Source organism: Streptomyces sp. NBC_00503, from assembly GCF_036346895.1.
Taxonomy (GTDB): domain Bacteria; phylum Actinomycetota; class Actinomycetes; order Streptomycetales; family Streptomycetaceae; genus Streptomyces.
Map to the genome: position 1 here is coordinate 4,610,330 of NZ_CP107855.1, position 14,731 is coordinate 4,625,060.

14 protein-coding genes are annotated in these 14,731 nt (G+C 71.7%); 11 read left to right on the forward strand and 3 right to left on the reverse strand.

Going from position 1 to position 14,731, the window contains the following annotated elements; genetic code table 11:
- Positions 1-48 precede the first annotated feature (48 nt).
- The 5 genes from OG490_RS21410 (at position 49) to OG490_RS21430 (ending at position 3,632) form a co-directional block, all read left to right on the forward strand.
- Positions 49-879: a phosphatase gene (locus tag OG490_RS21410; RefSeq protein ID WP_330297910.1), complete on the forward strand. Its 831-nt coding sequence runs from the start codon at positions 49-51 to the stop codon at positions 877-879.
- Positions 880-993: 114 nt separating this feature from the next.
- Positions 994-1,203, forward strand: coding sequence for a helix-turn-helix domain-containing protein (locus tag OG490_RS21415; RefSeq protein ID WP_162688852.1), 210 nt, complete (start codon positions 994-996; stop codon positions 1,201-1,203).
- Positions 1,204-1,342: 139 nt separating this feature from the next.
- Positions 1,343-1,441: a 30S ribosomal protein bS22 gene (locus OG490_RS21420; protein ID WP_003948845.1), complete on the forward strand. Its 99-nt coding sequence runs from the start codon at positions 1,343-1,345 to the stop codon at positions 1,439-1,441.
- Between the two features lie 95 nt (positions 1,442-1,536).
- Positions 1,537-2,631 (forward strand): NAD-dependent epimerase/dehydratase family protein, encoded by a 1,095-nt coding sequence (locus OG490_RS21425; RefSeq protein WP_330297911.1) that lies wholly within the window; start codon positions 1,537-1,539, stop codon positions 2,629-2,631.
- A complete protein-coding gene (locus OG490_RS21430) occupies positions 2,631-3,632 on the forward strand; it encodes a lysophospholipid acyltransferase family protein (protein WP_330297912.1) in 1,002 nt (333 codons plus the stop codon). Before OG490_RS21425 ends, OG490_RS21430 begins: the two co-directional genes overlap by 1 nt.
- Positions 3,633-3,728: 96 nt before the next feature.
- Here the strand turns inward: OG490_RS21430 and OG490_RS21435 are convergent, their stop codons facing one another.
- The 3 genes from OG490_RS21435 to OG490_RS21445 all read right to left on the reverse strand — a co-directional run bounded on the left by OG490_RS21435 (position 3,729) and on the right by OG490_RS21445 (position 7,376).
- Entirely contained in the window at positions 3,729-4,934 is a 1,206-nt protein-coding gene (locus OG490_RS21435) for a DUF5667 domain-containing protein (RefSeq protein WP_330297913.1), read from the reverse strand.
- A 242-nt stretch (positions 4,935-5,176) separates the two neighbouring features.
- Complete coding sequence (locus OG490_RS21440) at positions 5,177-5,995, reverse strand: ECF subfamily RNA polymerase sigma factor, BldN family (protein WP_330297914.1); 819 nt, start codon at positions 5,993-5,995, stop codon at positions 5,177-5,179.
- 373 nt (positions 5,996-6,368) lie between these two features.
- The gene (locus tag OG490_RS21445) at positions 6,369-7,376 is read right to left on the reverse strand and encodes an HAD family hydrolase (RefSeq protein ID WP_330297915.1); all 1,008 of its coding nucleotides are present in this window, start codon (positions 7,374-7,376) and stop codon (positions 6,369-6,371) included.
- A gap of 124 nt (positions 7,377-7,500) precedes the next feature.
- On the opposite strand from OG490_RS21445, the gene OG490_RS21450 reads away from it, so the two are divergent.
- The 6 genes from OG490_RS21450 (at position 7,501) to OG490_RS21475 (ending at position 14,630) form a co-directional block, all read left to right on the forward strand.
- Positions 7,501-7,779: a glutaredoxin family protein gene (locus tag OG490_RS21450; RefSeq protein ID WP_330297916.1), complete on the forward strand. Its 279-nt coding sequence runs from the start codon at positions 7,501-7,503 to the stop codon at positions 7,777-7,779.
- A gap of 273 nt (positions 7,780-8,052) precedes the next feature.
- Complete coding sequence (locus tag OG490_RS21455; protein ID WP_330297917.1) at positions 8,053-8,877, forward strand: redox-sensing transcriptional repressor Rex; 825 nt, start codon at positions 8,053-8,055, stop codon at positions 8,875-8,877.
- Positions 8,874-10,565 (forward strand): glutamyl-tRNA reductase, encoded by a 1,692-nt coding sequence (locus OG490_RS21460; protein ID WP_330297918.1) that lies wholly within the window; start codon positions 8,874-8,876, stop codon positions 10,563-10,565. The genes OG490_RS21455 and OG490_RS21460 overlap by 4 nt, the downstream gene beginning before the upstream one ends.
- Positions 10,562-11,530 (forward strand): hydroxymethylbilane synthase, encoded by a 969-nt coding sequence (hemC, locus tag OG490_RS21465; RefSeq protein ID WP_330297919.1) that lies wholly within the window; start codon positions 10,562-10,564, stop codon positions 11,528-11,530. Before OG490_RS21460 ends, hemC begins: the two co-directional genes overlap by 4 nt.
- A complete protein-coding gene (locus tag OG490_RS21470; protein WP_330297920.1) occupies positions 11,527-13,194 on the forward strand; it encodes a bifunctional uroporphyrinogen-III C-methyltransferase/uroporphyrinogen-III synthase in 1,668 nt (555 codons plus the stop codon). Before hemC ends, OG490_RS21470 begins: the two co-directional genes overlap by 4 nt.
- Positions 13,195-13,265: 71 nt before the next feature.
- The gene (locus OG490_RS21475; RefSeq protein ID WP_330297921.1) at positions 13,266-14,630 is read left to right on the forward strand and encodes a HEAT repeat domain-containing protein; all 1,365 of its coding nucleotides are present in this window, start codon (positions 13,266-13,268) and stop codon (positions 14,628-14,630) included.
- Positions 14,631-14,731 lie beyond the last annotated feature (101 nt).

Genomic DNA, 14,731 nt, shown 5'->3' on the forward strand with positions numbered 1-14,731 from the left:
TTGCCAGGAATTGATGATCCGGCAGATGTGTTGGGGCAGCATCGGAGCGTGTTGAGCACCGGCGCGCTGCGTGCGCATTTGCTGGCCGCCCGGTTGGCCGGGCCCGTCGCCACTTCACGGGAGGAGAGCCTGCGGAGCTACCGGCTGTTCGCGGCGCGCGATCCACGGGTGCTGCTGGGGCTGGATCCGGAATGGGGCTGGGGCGAGGGTGACCTCCTGCGGCTGATGGCGGACAAGTGCGGGGTCTCGGCGGATCCGACGCACGTCAGCGGGCCGGACGTGATCGATCCGGAGCGCACGGTGGCGGGGCTGGAGGCCTTCGCGGGGCGGCTGCGCGCGGCCGCCGGGGCACGGGCGCCCGTACTGTTCGGGACCGGTCACCCGCACCGGCTCCTGGGGTTCTACGCCACTTTGGCCCAGGCGCTGTCGGCGGCGGGATGTGATGTCCTCACCCCGGCGCGGGGGGTCGGCGTCGACGTGCAGACCCGGTTCGGCGTACGCCGACACAGGATCGATTACGTACGGGGGGTCGCACTGGTGCGGGAAGGCGGCGCGCGCGGGCCCGGGAGTGCGACCGGCGCGCACACCCATTCGCCGCTGCCGGTTCGGATCGCGCTGGGGGCGCTGGCGGAGGCCGGAGGGCCGCTTCCTGCGCTGGTGGTGGGGGATCACGGGTGGGTCTGCGGCGCAGGTCAGCTCGGTGTGGAGGCGATCGGGCTGGCCGATACGGATGATCCGGCGCTGTTTGTCGGGGAGGCCGAGGGGCGGGTGTCGGTGGCCGTTCCGCTTGATGACGCGGTGCGCGCGGACTACTACATGCCGCTGACTCGGTACGTGCTCGACCGGGCCCGGCTGCCGGGCGGGCAGGAGTGGCCGTAGCTCCTCTTCCCCACTCGTATCACACGCCCCTACTCTGGGGAGTGAGCGTGCGACGACGGGGCGTAACCGGAGGGGAAGCCGGTGCCCGTCATGCGCGGAAGGTCAAGGTGTGTCATGGCTGCTGGCGAGAGGCCTCTCAGTGAGGTTCAGTTCCTGACCGTGGCGGAGGTCGCCTCGGTGATGCGAGTGTCGAAGATGACCGTGTACCGCCTGGTGCACAACGGACATCTGCCCGCAATCCGGGTGGGCCGGTCCTTCCGGGTCCCGGAAAACGCGGTGCACGAGTACCTTCGCGAGTCCTTCGTGGGGGTGGAATCGGCCTGAGGGCAAGGGCCGGGAGCACCTGGCGACCCCTCCGAAGCACTCGGATTACAAGCTCAGAGCTCTGGCGGGTAGGCTAGGCCGACGTAGGTCGTGTGGGCCCAGACGCCCCGCACCGAGTGAGAGATGAGCGAGGGTAGTCGTGGGCTCTGTTATCAAGAAGCGGCGTAAGCGGATGGCTAAGAAGAAGCACCGCAAGCTGCTCAAGCGCACCCGCGTCCAGCGTCGTAACAAGAAGTAAACGGCAGCTGTACGTGTTCTCCGCAGCCCCTCCACCATCCTGGTGGAGGGGCTGCGGTGCAGCCGGGGGACTTCTTCGAGGGAGGCGCTGAGCTCGTGGGGAAGGTCGTGCTCGTTACCGGGGCTGCCCGGCAGCTGGGGGGCCGTTTCGTACGGCGGATCCAGCGGGACCCGGAGGTCGAGCGGGTGATCGCGGTCGACGCGGTGACGCCGCCGCACCGGCTGGGATCGGCCGAGTTCGTCCGTACGGACATCAGACAGTCGGCGATCGCCCGCGTGCTCGCCGAGAACAACGTGGACACGGTCGTCCACCTGGCGGTGACCGGAGGCGCGGCGACGGGCGCCGGCTCGGGTTCGTACAGCACCGTCAAGGAAACCAACGTCATCGGGACGATGCAGCTCCTCGGGGCCTGCCAGAAGTCCCCGACGGTACGCCGCCTCGTGGTGAAGTCCAGTACCAGTGTGTACGGGGGCACCTCGAAGGATCCGGCCGTCTTCACCGAGACCACGCAGCCCAAATCGCTGCCCGCGGCCGGCTTCGCCAAGGACGCGGTGGAGGTCGAAGGGTACGTACGCGGCTTCGCGCGCAGGCGGCCCGACGTCGCCGTGTGCGTCCTGCGGCTCGCGAACATCCTCGGCCCCTTCGCTGACTCGGCGCTCGCCGAATACTTCTCGATGCCCCTGATCCCGACCGTGCTGGGCTACGACCCGCGCCTGCAGTTCGTGCACGAGGACGATGTCCTGGACGTGCTGCGGCTCGCCGCGGGGGAGCCCGAACGGGGGACACTGAACAGCGGGACCTTCAACATCGCGGGTGACGGGGTGCTGCTGCTGTCCCAGTGCACGCGGCGGCTCGGGCGGCCGGCCCTGCCGCTGCCGCTGCCCGGGGTGACCTGGGTGGGCTCGGCGCTGCGGGCGATCGGGGCGACGGACTTCTCGCCGGAACAGATAAGGCTCCTCACGCACGGGCGGGTCGTGGAGACCACCCAGATGCGCGAAGTGCTGGGATTCCGGCCGATGTACACGACCGCCGAGACCTTCGCGGACTTCACGCGGAGCCGGGGGAGCGGGCTGCTGCCGCCGGAGCGGGCCGGGCGGGCCGTGGACCGGGTGGCGGAGCTGCTGGGGGTAGACGCGGTAGACGCTGGTGATGTGACTGCTGGTGATGTGGCTGAGGGAGCGAAGCGATAGTGGCGGACGCCAAGGTCATTCCGTTCGACGAGGACCGGCCGCGGCGCCGGCCGCAGCGGCGGGTGCGGGTCGCACCGGAGGCGCCGGGGACCGCTGCGGCGGTGGAGCCCGTGGCGGAGCCGGCGGTGGCGGCCGCGCCGGAGCCCTCGGGTCCGGCCGGCGAGGGCTGGGACCGGCGGATCGCCGGCGGGCTGGCGTTCCTGCGGCGCCGGATCACCGGGGAGTACGAGGTCGACGACTTCGGCTACGACAAGGAGCTGACGGACCAGGTCCTGATGTCCCTGATGCGGCCGCTGTTCGACAAGTACTTCCGGGTCGAGGTCAAGGGCATCGAGAACATCCCGAAGGAGGGCGGCGCGCTGATCGTGGCCAACCACTCCGGGACGCTGCCGCTGGACGGGCTGATGCTCCAGGTGGCCGTGCACGACCACCACCCGGCGGAGCGGCACCTGCGGCTGCTGGCGGCGGACCTGGTGTTCATGCTGCCCGGGGTGAACGAACTCGCGCGCAAGGCCGGCCACACGCTGGCCTGCGCGGAGGACGCGCAGCGGCTGCTGGAGGCCGGGGAGCTGGTGGGCGTGATGCCCGAGGGCTTCAAGGGGATAGGGAAGCCGTTCGGCGAGCGGTACAAGCTCCAGCGGTTCGGGCGGGGCGGGTTCGTGTCGACCGCGCTGCGGGCGGGGACGCCGATCGTGCCCTGCTCCATCGTGGGGGCCGAGGAGATCTACCCGATGATCGGCAACGCCAAGACGCTGGCGCGGCTGCTGGGGATCCCGTACTTCCCGATCACTCCGACGTTCCCCTGGCTGGGGCCGCTCGGGGCGGTGCCGCTGCCGACGAAGTGGACGATCCAGTTCGGGGAGCCGATCGCCACCGCGGGTTATGCGGCTGAGGCGGCGGAGGATCCGATGCTGATGTTCAACCTGACCGACCAGGTACGCGAGCAGATTCAGCACACGCTGTACAAGCTGCTGGTGCAGCGGCGGTCCGTCTTCTTCTGACGCGCTTCTTCTGACGCGCTTCTTCTGGCGCGGACCCGTAGGCGCACGCCGAACGCCGGCGAGGCTGGAATTGCCTCGCCGGCGTTCTTGGTGCTGCTAGTCCGCGTCCTCCGCCTTGATGCCCAGGCCCGGGAGGAGGCCCGGGAGGAGCGGCGGGAGGGTGATGTCCGGATGCGGGAGGTCCGGGGTACCGGCCGTGGACGGGGTCGGCTGGCCCGCGGGCGGGTTCAGCAGGTTCCCCGTACCGCCCAGGAGGCCGCCGCCGGGGGGCGGGGTCTGGGTGGATCCGGTGGTCGCCCCCGAGGACGGGGCGGGGGCTGCCGACGGGGCGCCCGGGGAGGGTGCCGTCTGCTGCTTGCCCGCCGGAGTGCTCGGCTTCGTGGCGGGGCCGGAGCCGCGGGTCTGCTCGGGAGGCTTGGGGAGCAGGCTCTGGAGCGGCGCCACGTCTTCGTCTATGGCCTGGAAGACCGACTCCACTTCGCCGCCCACGTCCGTGAGCTGCATGGGGAGGTTGCCCCGGAGCTTGTCCCACGCGTCGCGGTGCGAGCGGGAGAACGAGGACAGCGTCTGGATCGGGCCGAGCGAGCCGTCCCGTTCGTACGCGGCCTGGAGCAGCCGGTGGCCCTCCGAGGCATCGTGCTTCATGCCCGCGAGCGCCCGGCGGATCTCGCCGAGGGACTCGTGGTCCAGCGGGCCCAGCCGGCCGCGCTCCATCAGCCTCCGGGCTTCCGACAGGCGGTTCGAGGCCTGGTCGAGATAGAGCTCGCCCCGGTCCGAATCGTCCGCGGCCATCCCGAGCCGGATGTCCTCCATGCCCCGCTTCACGGGGTACAGGTGATCACCCGGCAGGGCGTCCGTGCTCGCAGCGGCCACGCCGCTGAAGGCCCCCGCGGCCACACCTACGGTGAGGCCGCCCGCTGCGATGCCCTTGGACCAGCGGGAGCGGGGCCGCAATTTCCGGAGCGAGGTCGCCCGGTGGGCGCCGCGGCCGGTCCGCTGTTCGGGCACTTGAGGGTCCGAGGCGGCACTGCCCCCGGCCCTTTCCTCCATCACCATGGTCTCCATGGCGGCAATGAGCTGGGCTCGTTGCACCACTTTGACCTCGGGATCCAGCACCGGGCGCGGCATTCTTTCGCCGAGCACGCTCGCCAGGGCCAACAACCGGTCGTGGTCGGCAGGTTCGGCAGGTGCCTCGGACTGCTCGGCCGCCGGGTCCGGTTCCGAAAGGTCGGACGGGGTCCGATCCTCCAGGGCCTGGGCGAAGGCGTTCGCCCGCCGGTGCGGAGTCACGTTCGCGATCACTGGCGGCACCTCCTCTCGTCATGACGATCGACTCCCCAAGGTGTCCGGAAGGTTGCCTTCCTTGAGCACATCCACCCTTTCGAGTGAGCGGCTTCGGGTAGGGCTTGTCCACAGGGAGCCTGCATTCCCCACAACGAGCGGCGCGGCACTTGGGTTACGGACGAAGGATGATCGGACCACAGCGTCGTCGGTGTCATCAATGTCATCAGGGAGGGATACCGGGTGTGAGAGGAGAGGCGGCGTCAGCGGGCGTCGTCGGGGAGGAGGCGGGCCAGCGTGCGGACCGCCCGGTACTGGAGCGTCTTGATGGCGCCCTCGTTCTTCCCCATCACCCTGGCCGTCTCGGCGACCGAGAGGCCCTGCAGGAAGCGCAGAGTCACGCACTCCTGCTGCTGCGGATTGAGTTTCCGTACGGCTTCCAGCAGGGCCGCGTTGGAGAGGGACTCCAGGACGGAGTCCTCGGGGGACCTTTCCACCTCGTTGGCGTCGAGCATTTCGCCTGTGGTGACCTCCAGGCGGAAGCGGCTCGACTTGAAGTGGTCGGCGACCAGGTTGCGGGCGATCGTCACGAGCCAGGCGCCGAAGTCGCGGCCCTGCCAGGTGAAGGTGGAGATGCGGCGCAGCGCACGCAGGAAGGTCTCGCTGGTGAGATCCTCCGCGGTCGCCTTGCCGCCCACGCGGTAATAGATGTAGCGGTACACGGTGTCGCTGTACTGGTCGTACAGGCGGCCGAAGGCTTCGGCCTCGCCGGCCTGGGCGCGTTCGACCAGGTCCATCATGCGGGCCTGGTCGCTGTCCGCGGTGGGTCGGCGGGCGGCAGGGGCGGTGGTCCCGGCGGCTGAGCTTCCGGTGGCCGAGGCGCCGGTGCGCCCACGTCTGCCCACCGTTGCTCCGCCGTCGGTCAGGGCATAGCAAGGACCGGCCGGGCCGAGTCCGGCGGGGACCGCGGTGGCGAAGGCGGGGACGGCGTACGCGGTGGGGACGAAGCCGCGCAGGTGGTCGATGACCGTTGCGCGCAGCGTAGCCAGGCCCGAGGCGTCAACCCCGACAGGTGGGTACACGGGACTCCCAGTGGCAGAGCTTCCATCACGTGCAGTGCGGGACCGTTCACCCGTCGTGGCGACAGATGGGCGGTGGCATGCGTTTGAGGAGAATAACGCTTCGTACAGGCAGCGCTACACCCAGTTGCTCAAATCACCGGTTCCGACACTTCTGTTGCGTGTCGAGGGCATATTCAGTAGCAGTTGGTGATCGTTTCTTGATCGGTTGGGTACGCGGAATGGCTGCTTCCGCAGGTGCTCACGACCGAGTCGGGCAGGGCGGAGTGCCGTGCCGGGGGCGCGGGTAGAGGTGAGCGAATGCCCCTGCCCCCGGGGCGGGCCGGGGGTGGCGGGCCGGGAGGCCGGGCGGGGGCCGGGCAGGGCCCCGTAGGAGCTACTTGCGGCGGCGGTGCAGGGCGATCGCGGCGGCCGCGCCGCCCGCGATCGCGCCGACTCCGGCGGCGGCCGGGACGCCGACCTTCACGGCCTTGCGACCGGTCCGATAGTCGCGCAGGCGCCAGTCGTGGGCGCGGGCATGCTTGCGCAGTTTTGTGTCGGGATTGATCGCGTAAGGATGTCCGACCAGCGACAGCATCGGAATGTCGTTGTGCGAATCGCTGTACGCGGCGCAGCGTTCGAGGTCCAGGCCCTCGGCCGCGGCCAGGGCGCGCACCGCCTCCGCCTTCGCGGGGCCGTGCAGCGGCTCGCCGACCAGCCGGCCGGTGTAGACCCCGTCCACGGACTCGGCGACGGTGCCCAGGGCCCCGGTCAGGCCGAGCCGGCGGGCGATGATCGTGGCGGTCTCCACGGGGGCGGCCGTCACCAGCCACACCTTCTGCCCGGCGTCGAGGTGGGCCTGGGCCAGGGCGCGGGTGCCCGGCCAGATCCGCGTCGCCATGTACTCGTCGTAGATCTCCTCACCGATGGACATCAGCTCGGAGACCTTGTGGCCCTTGACGATGGACAGCGCGCTGTCGCGGGCGTCCTGCATGTGGTCGGGGTCCTCGACCCCGGCGAGCCGGAACCAGGCCTGCTGCCAGGCGAAGCGGGCGAGCTCGCGGCGGCGGAAGAACTCCCGCTTGTAGAGGCCGCGGCCGAAGTGGAAGATCGCGGCGCCCTGCATGACGGTGTTGTCGAGGTCGAAGAAGGCGGCGGCCAGGTCGTCCCCGGCTACGGGGAACTCGGGCTCGTCCTCGGGCTCGTCCTCGAGCTCGACGGCCTCGGGTGCGACGGCCTGCGGGGCCTGTACGGCCTCGGCTCCTCGGGCGTCCGGGCCCAGGGCGTCGAGATCGTCCTCGGCCAGTGCGGTCTTGCGGGCGGCCTCGGCCGAGGCCTCGCCTGCCAGCACGCTCCGCGCGGTCGCGGAGCGCCTACGGGGGGTGAGCCATCCCAGAGCGGCCATGACGCGAGCATAGCCACTGTGTTCGGGAGTTCCCGAACCGCTGCGAATCAGCGGCGTGAACTCTTCGTATGTACCGGGTTTCGGGGCAGGACCGGGCGGTGCGCGGGCGCGGGAGAATGGGGACATGAGTCCTTTGCTGCGCCGTGCCGGAAAGAAGCGTCCCGAGGAGCGGGTGGTCACGCTCATCGGGAAGCCGGGGTGTCATCTCTGTGATGAAGCCCAGGAAGTGGTCGAGAAGGTGTGCGCCGAGACGGGTGCACAGTGGGAGAAGAAGGACATCTCGCAGGACGAGGAGCTCTACCGCCTGCATTGGGAGCAGATTCCCGTGGTGCTGGTGGACGGTGAACAGCACACCTTCTGGCGGGTGAACCCTGACCGGCTCCGACGGGCATTGCAGGCTTGACCGCTCAGCCGGTTACGATCGTGGGCGATTTATAGGGTCTCGGGGGCGTTTCGGTGAGGAGTGTGTACGGTTTTGCCCCCTTTGGGATTTGAACGGGTTCGGCGTGTCGACGGTTCCCGTCCTGCGCGTCCGGGGCGCGTGACCCCGGTCACTTTGCTCGGACAAAGCGGACACAATCTTTGTGCACGCGTTCACAAAGACATAGCCTGCATTCGACGGGGTGGTCCTGGGACAAGTGGCCACCTGCAGCCCCGCTCATCCCGCAGGAGCATCGTGGCAACTGGCCGAACTCACCGACCGGCGACCCGCAGCCGAGGTATTCCCGAGGCCACTGTCGCCCGGCTTCCGCTGTACTTGCGCGCCCTCACGGCGCTCTCCGAGCGATCGGTACCCACGGTCTCCTCCGAGGAGCTCGCGGCGGCCGCCGGAGTCAACTCCGCGAAGCTCCGCAAGGACTTCTCCTACCTCGGTTCCTACGGGACCCGCGGGGTCGGATACGACGTGGAGTACCTCGTCTACCAGATCTCCCGCGAGCTCGGACTGACCCAGGACTGGCCGGTCGTCATCGTCGGCATCGGTAACCTCGGCGCGGCCCTCGCCAACTACGGCGGCTTCGCCTCCCGCGGTTTCCGCGTCGCCGCGCTCATCGACGCCGATCCGGCCATGGCCGGCAAGCCCGTCGCCGGCATGCCCGTACAGCACACCGATGACCTCGAGAAGATCATCGAGGAGAACGGCGTCTCCATCGGGGTCATCGCGACCCCCGCCGGAGCGGCCCAGCAGGTCAGCGAGCGGCTCATCGCCGCGGGCGTCACCTCCATCCTGAACTTCGCGCCGACGGTGCTCTCCGTGCCGGACGGCGTCGACGTGCGCAAGGTCGACCTGTCGATCGAGCTGCAGATCCTGGCCTTCCACGAGCAGCGCAAGGCCGGCGAGGAAGCCGCCGCGGCCGCAGCCGCCGGCGGCCCCGCCGCGGTCGGCGGCGCCGGTACCGGCGCGGCCCCGGCCGCGGCCGTCGTGCCGCCCGCCGGGCGCGCGGCCGCCGTCGCGCGCAAGAACGGCCCCGAGGGCGACGTACCGGCGGTGATGCCGGCATGAGTCTGCTCGTCGTAGGGCTGAGCCATCGCAGCGCGCCCGTCAGCGTGCTGGAGCGGGCCTCGCTGTCCGCCGATGCCAAGATCAAGCTGCTGCACGACACGCTGGCCGCCGAGCCGGCGGCCGAGGCGGCGGTGCTCGCCACGTGCAACCGCATCGAGCTGTACGCGGACGTGGACAAGTTCCACGCGGGCGTTGCCGAGCTTTCCACCTTGCTGGCGCAGCACAGTGGAGTGGCTCTGGAGGAGCTCACTCCTTATCTGTACGTGCACTACGAGGACCGGGCCGTCCACCACCTCTTCTCGGTGGCGTGCGGACTGGACTCGATGGTGGTCGGCGAAGGCCAGATCCTCGGGCAGATCAAGGACGCGCTGGCGCTGGGGCAGGAGCTCCATACTGCTGGGCGTCTCATCAACGACCTCTTCCAGCAGGCGCTGCGCGTCGGCAAGCGGGCGCACTCCGAGACCGGGATCGACCGGGCCGGGCAGTCGCTGGTGACCTTCGGGCTGGAACAGCTCGCGGTGCACGTGCCGGTGGGGGAGTGGGCCGCGGGGAAGCGGGCGCTCGTCATCGGCGCAGGGTCGATGTCCTCGCTGGCGGCGGCGACGCTCGCGCGGGTCGGCGTCGCCGAGATCGTCGTGGCGAACCGGACCGCCGAGCGGGCGGAGCGGCTGGCCGAGATTCTGGTTGCCTCGGGCACCGGGGTGGCGGCTTCGGCCGTGCCGATGTCTTTGGTCGCGGATGAGCTGACACGAGTCGATGTGGTCGTCTCGTGCACGGGCGCGACCGGGCTGGTGCTGACCGGGGATGACGTGGCCGTCGCCGTGGGGTCCGGCCCCCGGACCCCCGCGCCTCGAACGCCGGCCGGGCCGGATGCAGTGACGGCCGGGCTGGATTCCGCGCTCGTCGCGCGGCTTGCCGCCGCTTCCGCCGGTGGGCAGCGGATCGCCGATGCCGGGGCCGTGCGGAGCAAGGTGGTCGTCGAGGAGCGGGACGGGTGTCCCGTCGGGCTCGACGCGCTCGCCGCCGATCCGGCGCGGACCGCCGACGGGCGGGCCGCGCTGACCGGGGTCGACGCCAGCTCGCTGGAGCTCCACGGGACCTGGGCCGACCAGGGCGAGGCGGCCGCGCAGCGGCAGCCGCGCAAGGGGGCCCGTAGCCAGGTGGACGCGCAGCCCGTACGGCTCGCGCTGCTGGACCTCGCCATGCCGCGCGACATCGACGCCGCCGTGCACCGGATCCCGGGCGTGCGGCTCGTCGACATCGAGTCGCTGGCCGAGGCTTCCGCGGACGCGCCGATGGCGGCCGACGTGGATGCCGTGCGTGCGATAGTCGCCGAGGAAGTGGCCGCGTTCGGGGCCGCCCAGCGCGCCGCACACATCACGCCCACCGTGGTCGCCCTGCGCGCCATGGCGGCCGAGGTCGTCGCCATGGAAGTGGCGCGGCTCGACGGGCGCGTGCCCGATCTCGACGAGCGGCAGCGGGCCGAGGTCACTCAGACCGTGCGGCGCGTCGTCGACAAGCTCCTCCACGCGCCGACCGTGCGCGTCAAGCAGCTCGCGAGCGAGCCCGGCGGCGCCGGGTACGCCGAGGCGCTGCGCGAACTCTTCGATCTCGACCCGCAGACGGTGGCCTCCGTCAGCCGGGCGGACGCGGCAGACAAGAACGACGACTCAGGACGGGCATCATGAATCCACGTCTCGACCAGCCCCTGAGGCTCGGCACGCGGCGCAGCAAGCTGGCCATGTCCCAGTCCGGGCATGTCGCCGAGGCGGTACGGGCGATCACCGGCCGGCCCGTCGAGCTCGTGGAGATCACGACCTACGGCGACGTGTCCCGCGAGAGCCTTTCGCAGATCGGCGGCACCGGCGTCTTCGTCACCGCCCTGCGCGAGGCCCTCGTACGCGGTGAGGTCGACTTCGCCGTGCACTCGCTGAAGGACCTGCCCACCACGCAGCCCGCCGAACTCGTCATCGCGGCGATGCCGCAGCGCGAGGACCCCCGGGACGCGCTCGTCGCCCGCGACGGCCTGACCTTCGAGCAGCTGCCCGACGGTGCGCGCATCGGTACCGGTTCGCCGCGGCGGCTGTCGCAGATCCACGCGTACGCCCGGAGCCTGGGGAAGGTCGTCGAGACCGTCCCGATCCGCGGCAACGTCGACACCCGGATCGGCTTCGTGCGCAGCGGGGAGCTCGACGCCGTCGTCCTCGCCGCCGCCGGGCTCAACCGGATCGGCCGCGGAGACGAAGCCACCGACCTGCTGTCCGTCGACAACGTGCTGCCCGCACCCGGCCAGGGTGCCCTGGCCGTGGAGTGCCTCGCGTCCGACACGGACCTGATCGCCGCGCTCGGCGAGCTCGACGACCCGTACACGCGGGCCGCCGTGACTGCCGAGCGTGCCCTGCTCGCCGCCCTGGAGGCCGGTTGCAGTGCCCCCGTGGGCGCGCTCGCCGACCTTTTGGCCGACGGGCAGACTGTCAATGAAATGCGCCTGCGTGGAGTCGTGGGAACCCTCGACGGTTCCACGCTGGTGCAGCTGTCCACCACCGGTTCCGTGCCCCAGTCGTATGACGAAGCCATGGCGCTCGGCCGCGAACTCGCGGACGAGATGCTGGCGAAGGGTGCGGCCGGTCTGATGGGGGAGCGGTCGCTTTGAACCCCACAAGCCCAACCACCTCCGCACGTGCGGCAGTCGCCGTCCACGGGCACGTCACCTTCCTCGGTGCCGGCCCGGGCGACCCGGGACTGCTGACGCTTCGCGCCGTGGAGGCCCTGGCGGCCGCGGACGTACTGATCGCCGAGCCCGAGGTGCTCGAGGTCGTACGTGCGCATGCGCGCGCGGGGGTGGACACGCCTCAGCTGACGGTCGCTGACGAGAAGTCAGCAGCCGCCGGAGTCCCGGTGATCCGAGACGCCGCCAATCTTGTCATGGAGGCCGCGCGCTCCGGCAGGCGGGTCGTCCGTGCCGTCACCGGTGACCCCGGGCTCGACGGGAACGCGGCCGACGAGATGCTCGTCTGCGCGACCGAGGGCATCCCCTTCGAGGTCGTCCCGGGTGTCGCGACCGCCGTCGGCGTGCCCGCGTACGCCGGTGTGCCGCTCAGCGGCAAGCAGGGCGCCGACGTCCGGTTCGTGGACGCCCGCAACGCCTCCGCGCGCTGCTGGAGCGAGGTGGGCGCCAGCGACGGCATCCTCGTCGTCTCCGCGACACTGGAGACGGTGTCGGCGGCCGCCGCCGAGCTGGTGAGCGCCGGGCGCAAGCCCGACACCCCGCTCACCGTGACCGTGGCCGGCACGACCACCCGCCAGCGGACCTGGAGCGCCACCCTGGGGACCATCGCCCAGGTGTTCAAGCAGGGCAAGATCCTTCCCTCGCCGGAGGGTTCGCGGCCCGTCATAGCCGTGGTCGGGGAGCACTGCGCCGCCGCGCGGCGCGAGGACCTGTCCTGGTTCGAGTCGAAGCCGCTGTTCGGCTGGCGCGTGCTCGTACCGCGCACCAAGGAGCAGGCCGCTTCGCTTTCCGACCAGCTGCGTTCGTACGGCGCGGTGCCGCACGAGGTGCCGACCATCGCGGTGGAGCCGCCGCGCACCCCGCAGCAGATGGAGCGCGCGGTCAAGGGGCTGGTGACCGGCCGCTACGAGTGGATCGCCTTCACCTCCGTCAACGCGGTCAAGGCCGTACGGGAGAAGTTCGAGGAGTACGGGCTCGACGCCCGTGCCTTCGCGGGCATCAAGGTCGCCGCCGTGGGCGAGCAGACCGCCGCCGCGCTGGTGGAGTTCGGGGTCAAGCCCGACCTCGTACCGAGCGGGGAGCAGTCCGCCGCCGGTCTGCTGGAGGACTGGCCGCCGTACGACCCGGTCTTCGACCCGATCGACCGCGTCTTCCTGCCGCGCGCCGACATCGCCACCGAGACCCTGGTCGCCGGGCTGATCGAGCTCGGGTGGGAGGTCGACGACGTCACCGCCTACCGGACCGTGCGCGCCTCGCCGCCGCCGCAGGACACCCGCGAGGCGATCAAGGGCGGCGGCTTCGACGCCGTGCTCTTCACCTCGTCGAGCACCGTCCGCAACCTGGTGGGCATCGCGGGCAAGCCGCACAACGTCACCGTGATCGCGTGCATCGGCCCGGCCACCGCCAAGACGGCGGAGGAACACGGCCTGCGGGTCGACGTCCTGTCGCCGGAGCCGAGCGTGGGCAAGCTCGCCGAAGCCCTGGCCGCGTACGGGGCCGCGCGCCGCGAGGCGGCGAAGGAGGCCGGGGAGAACGTCTACCGGCCGAGCGAGCGGCGCCCGGGGGCGCGCAGGCGTCGTACGACGTGATGTGAGGCAGCCGGTTTCATTCGCAGGGCCCGGGCGCAGTGCGCGCCCGGGCCCTGTGGCATGTTCGGGGCATGACGGCACTGGGGGAAGCGGTTCGGTCGGGGGACCTCGAAGCGGTACGGGCGCTGCTGGGGGAGGGCGCGGATCCGAACGCCCCGGGCCGGGACGGACTGCCGCCGCTGTGCGCGGCGTTGGCGGCGTACGCCTACGAGGCCGCCGGGGTGCTGGTGGCGGCCGGCGCCGACCCGGACCGGGTGCTGGCGGACGGTACGACGCCGCTGCTGCGGGCCGTCGAGGGGGGCTCCCCGGCGATGGTCGGCGCGCTGTTGTGGTCCCAGGACCTGCCCGCACCGGGTCAGCGGCTGGCGGAGGCGGAGCGGGTACGGCTGCTGGAGGCGGCCCGGCACTGGTACGGGGCGGGCGCGGAGGCGGAGCTGCGGCGCCGGACGGGGGCGGTGGGCCCGGCGCGGATCTCGTCGGTGGAGGAGCAGTGGTGCGAGGTCGAGGAGGTCGTGCTCGGCGGGTCGACGGTGCGCGGCGGTCACGGCGCCGTCCTGACCACTCTGGAGCGGGTGTTCGGCGTTCCGGTCCCGCCGGAGGAGCTGGTGGCCCGTGCCCTGCGTCACCCCGACCCCTCGCACGTGGACTGGGCCGCGTCCCGCATCGGGCTCGAAGGGGCCCGGGAGGTGGTGACGGCCTTGCGGCACCACCCGGCGGCGGACCACCGCCTCTTCGCCGCGGACTGGCTGTGGACCAGGCAGCTCGGCGTAGGGGCCGACGCGTACCCGCATCACGAGGAGGACCGTGAACTCCTCGCCGCCTGGGCGGTTCTGGAGCCGGACTCCGTGGTGCTCGCGCAGGTGCTGGCGGCCCTCACCGAACACGACGTGGCACACCCGGGGCTGGAGGGCATCGGCCTCGAGCACGTCGGCCATCGCGATCCCCGGGTCCGCCAGAAGGCGGTGGACTGCCTGTACGGGTACGACCGGCCGATCACGGCCTCGGGGCGCGAAGCCCTGCGCGCCCTGACGCAGGACCCCGACGGCGAGGTGAGGTTCGCGGCCGCCGCGGTCCTGCTCGGGCATGGCGACGGCGACGTGGACGGGCTCCGTGCCGTGGTCCGGGACCTGGCACGGGACCCGCGGAGCCCCGTGCGGGACGGGGCCGCGGACTTCCTGGCGGAGTCCGACGACCGCACGGCCGATGCCACGGAGCTGCTGCTGTCCCTCCTGGACGCGGACGCGTGGCTGACGCGGTCGATCGGCGCCTACGGGCTGGCCCTGCGGGACCATCCGGGCACCCCGCAGGCGTACGCGCGGGTGGAGGAACTCGGCCCGCCGCACCCGTTCGACCACCGGGCCCGGGCGCTCGGGCAGTGGCGGGAGCGGAACGACCCAGGCCGTGGTGGTACACCTTCCCCGGGCGGGGCCGAGTAGCCGGGCGGACGCCGGGGACGGGCGGATGCCGGGCCGGGCGGGGCCGGGGCGGTGATGGCCGGGCCGGGCGGGGCCGGGGCGGGGAGGGCTCTAGGCTTGTG

Excerpts from the sequence above, each read along its gene's own strand:
- OG490_RS21445 (WP_330297915.1), bottom strand. The coding sequence starts at position 7,376 with ATGGCCGCTCTGGGATGGCTCACCCCCCGTAGGCGCTCCGCGACCGCG.
- OG490_RS21460 (WP_330297918.1), top strand. The coding sequence starts at position 8,874 with ATGAGTCTGCTCGTCGTAGGGCTGAGCCATCGCAGCGCGCCCGTCAGC.
- OG490_RS21475 (WP_330297921.1), top strand. The coding sequence starts at position 13,266 with ATGACGGCACTGGGGGAAGCGGTTCGGTCGGGGGACCTCGAAGCGGTA.
- OG490_RS21415 (WP_162688852.1), top strand. The coding sequence starts at position 994 with ATGGCTGCTGGCGAGAGGCCTCTCAGTGAGGTTCAGTTCCTGACCGTG.
- OG490_RS21450 (WP_330297916.1), top strand. The coding sequence starts at position 7,501 with ATGAGTCCTTTGCTGCGCCGTGCCGGAAAGAAGCGTCCCGAGGAGCGG.
- hemC (WP_330297919.1), top strand. The coding sequence starts at position 10,562 with ATGAATCCACGTCTCGACCAGCCCCTGAGGCTCGGCACGCGGCGCAGC.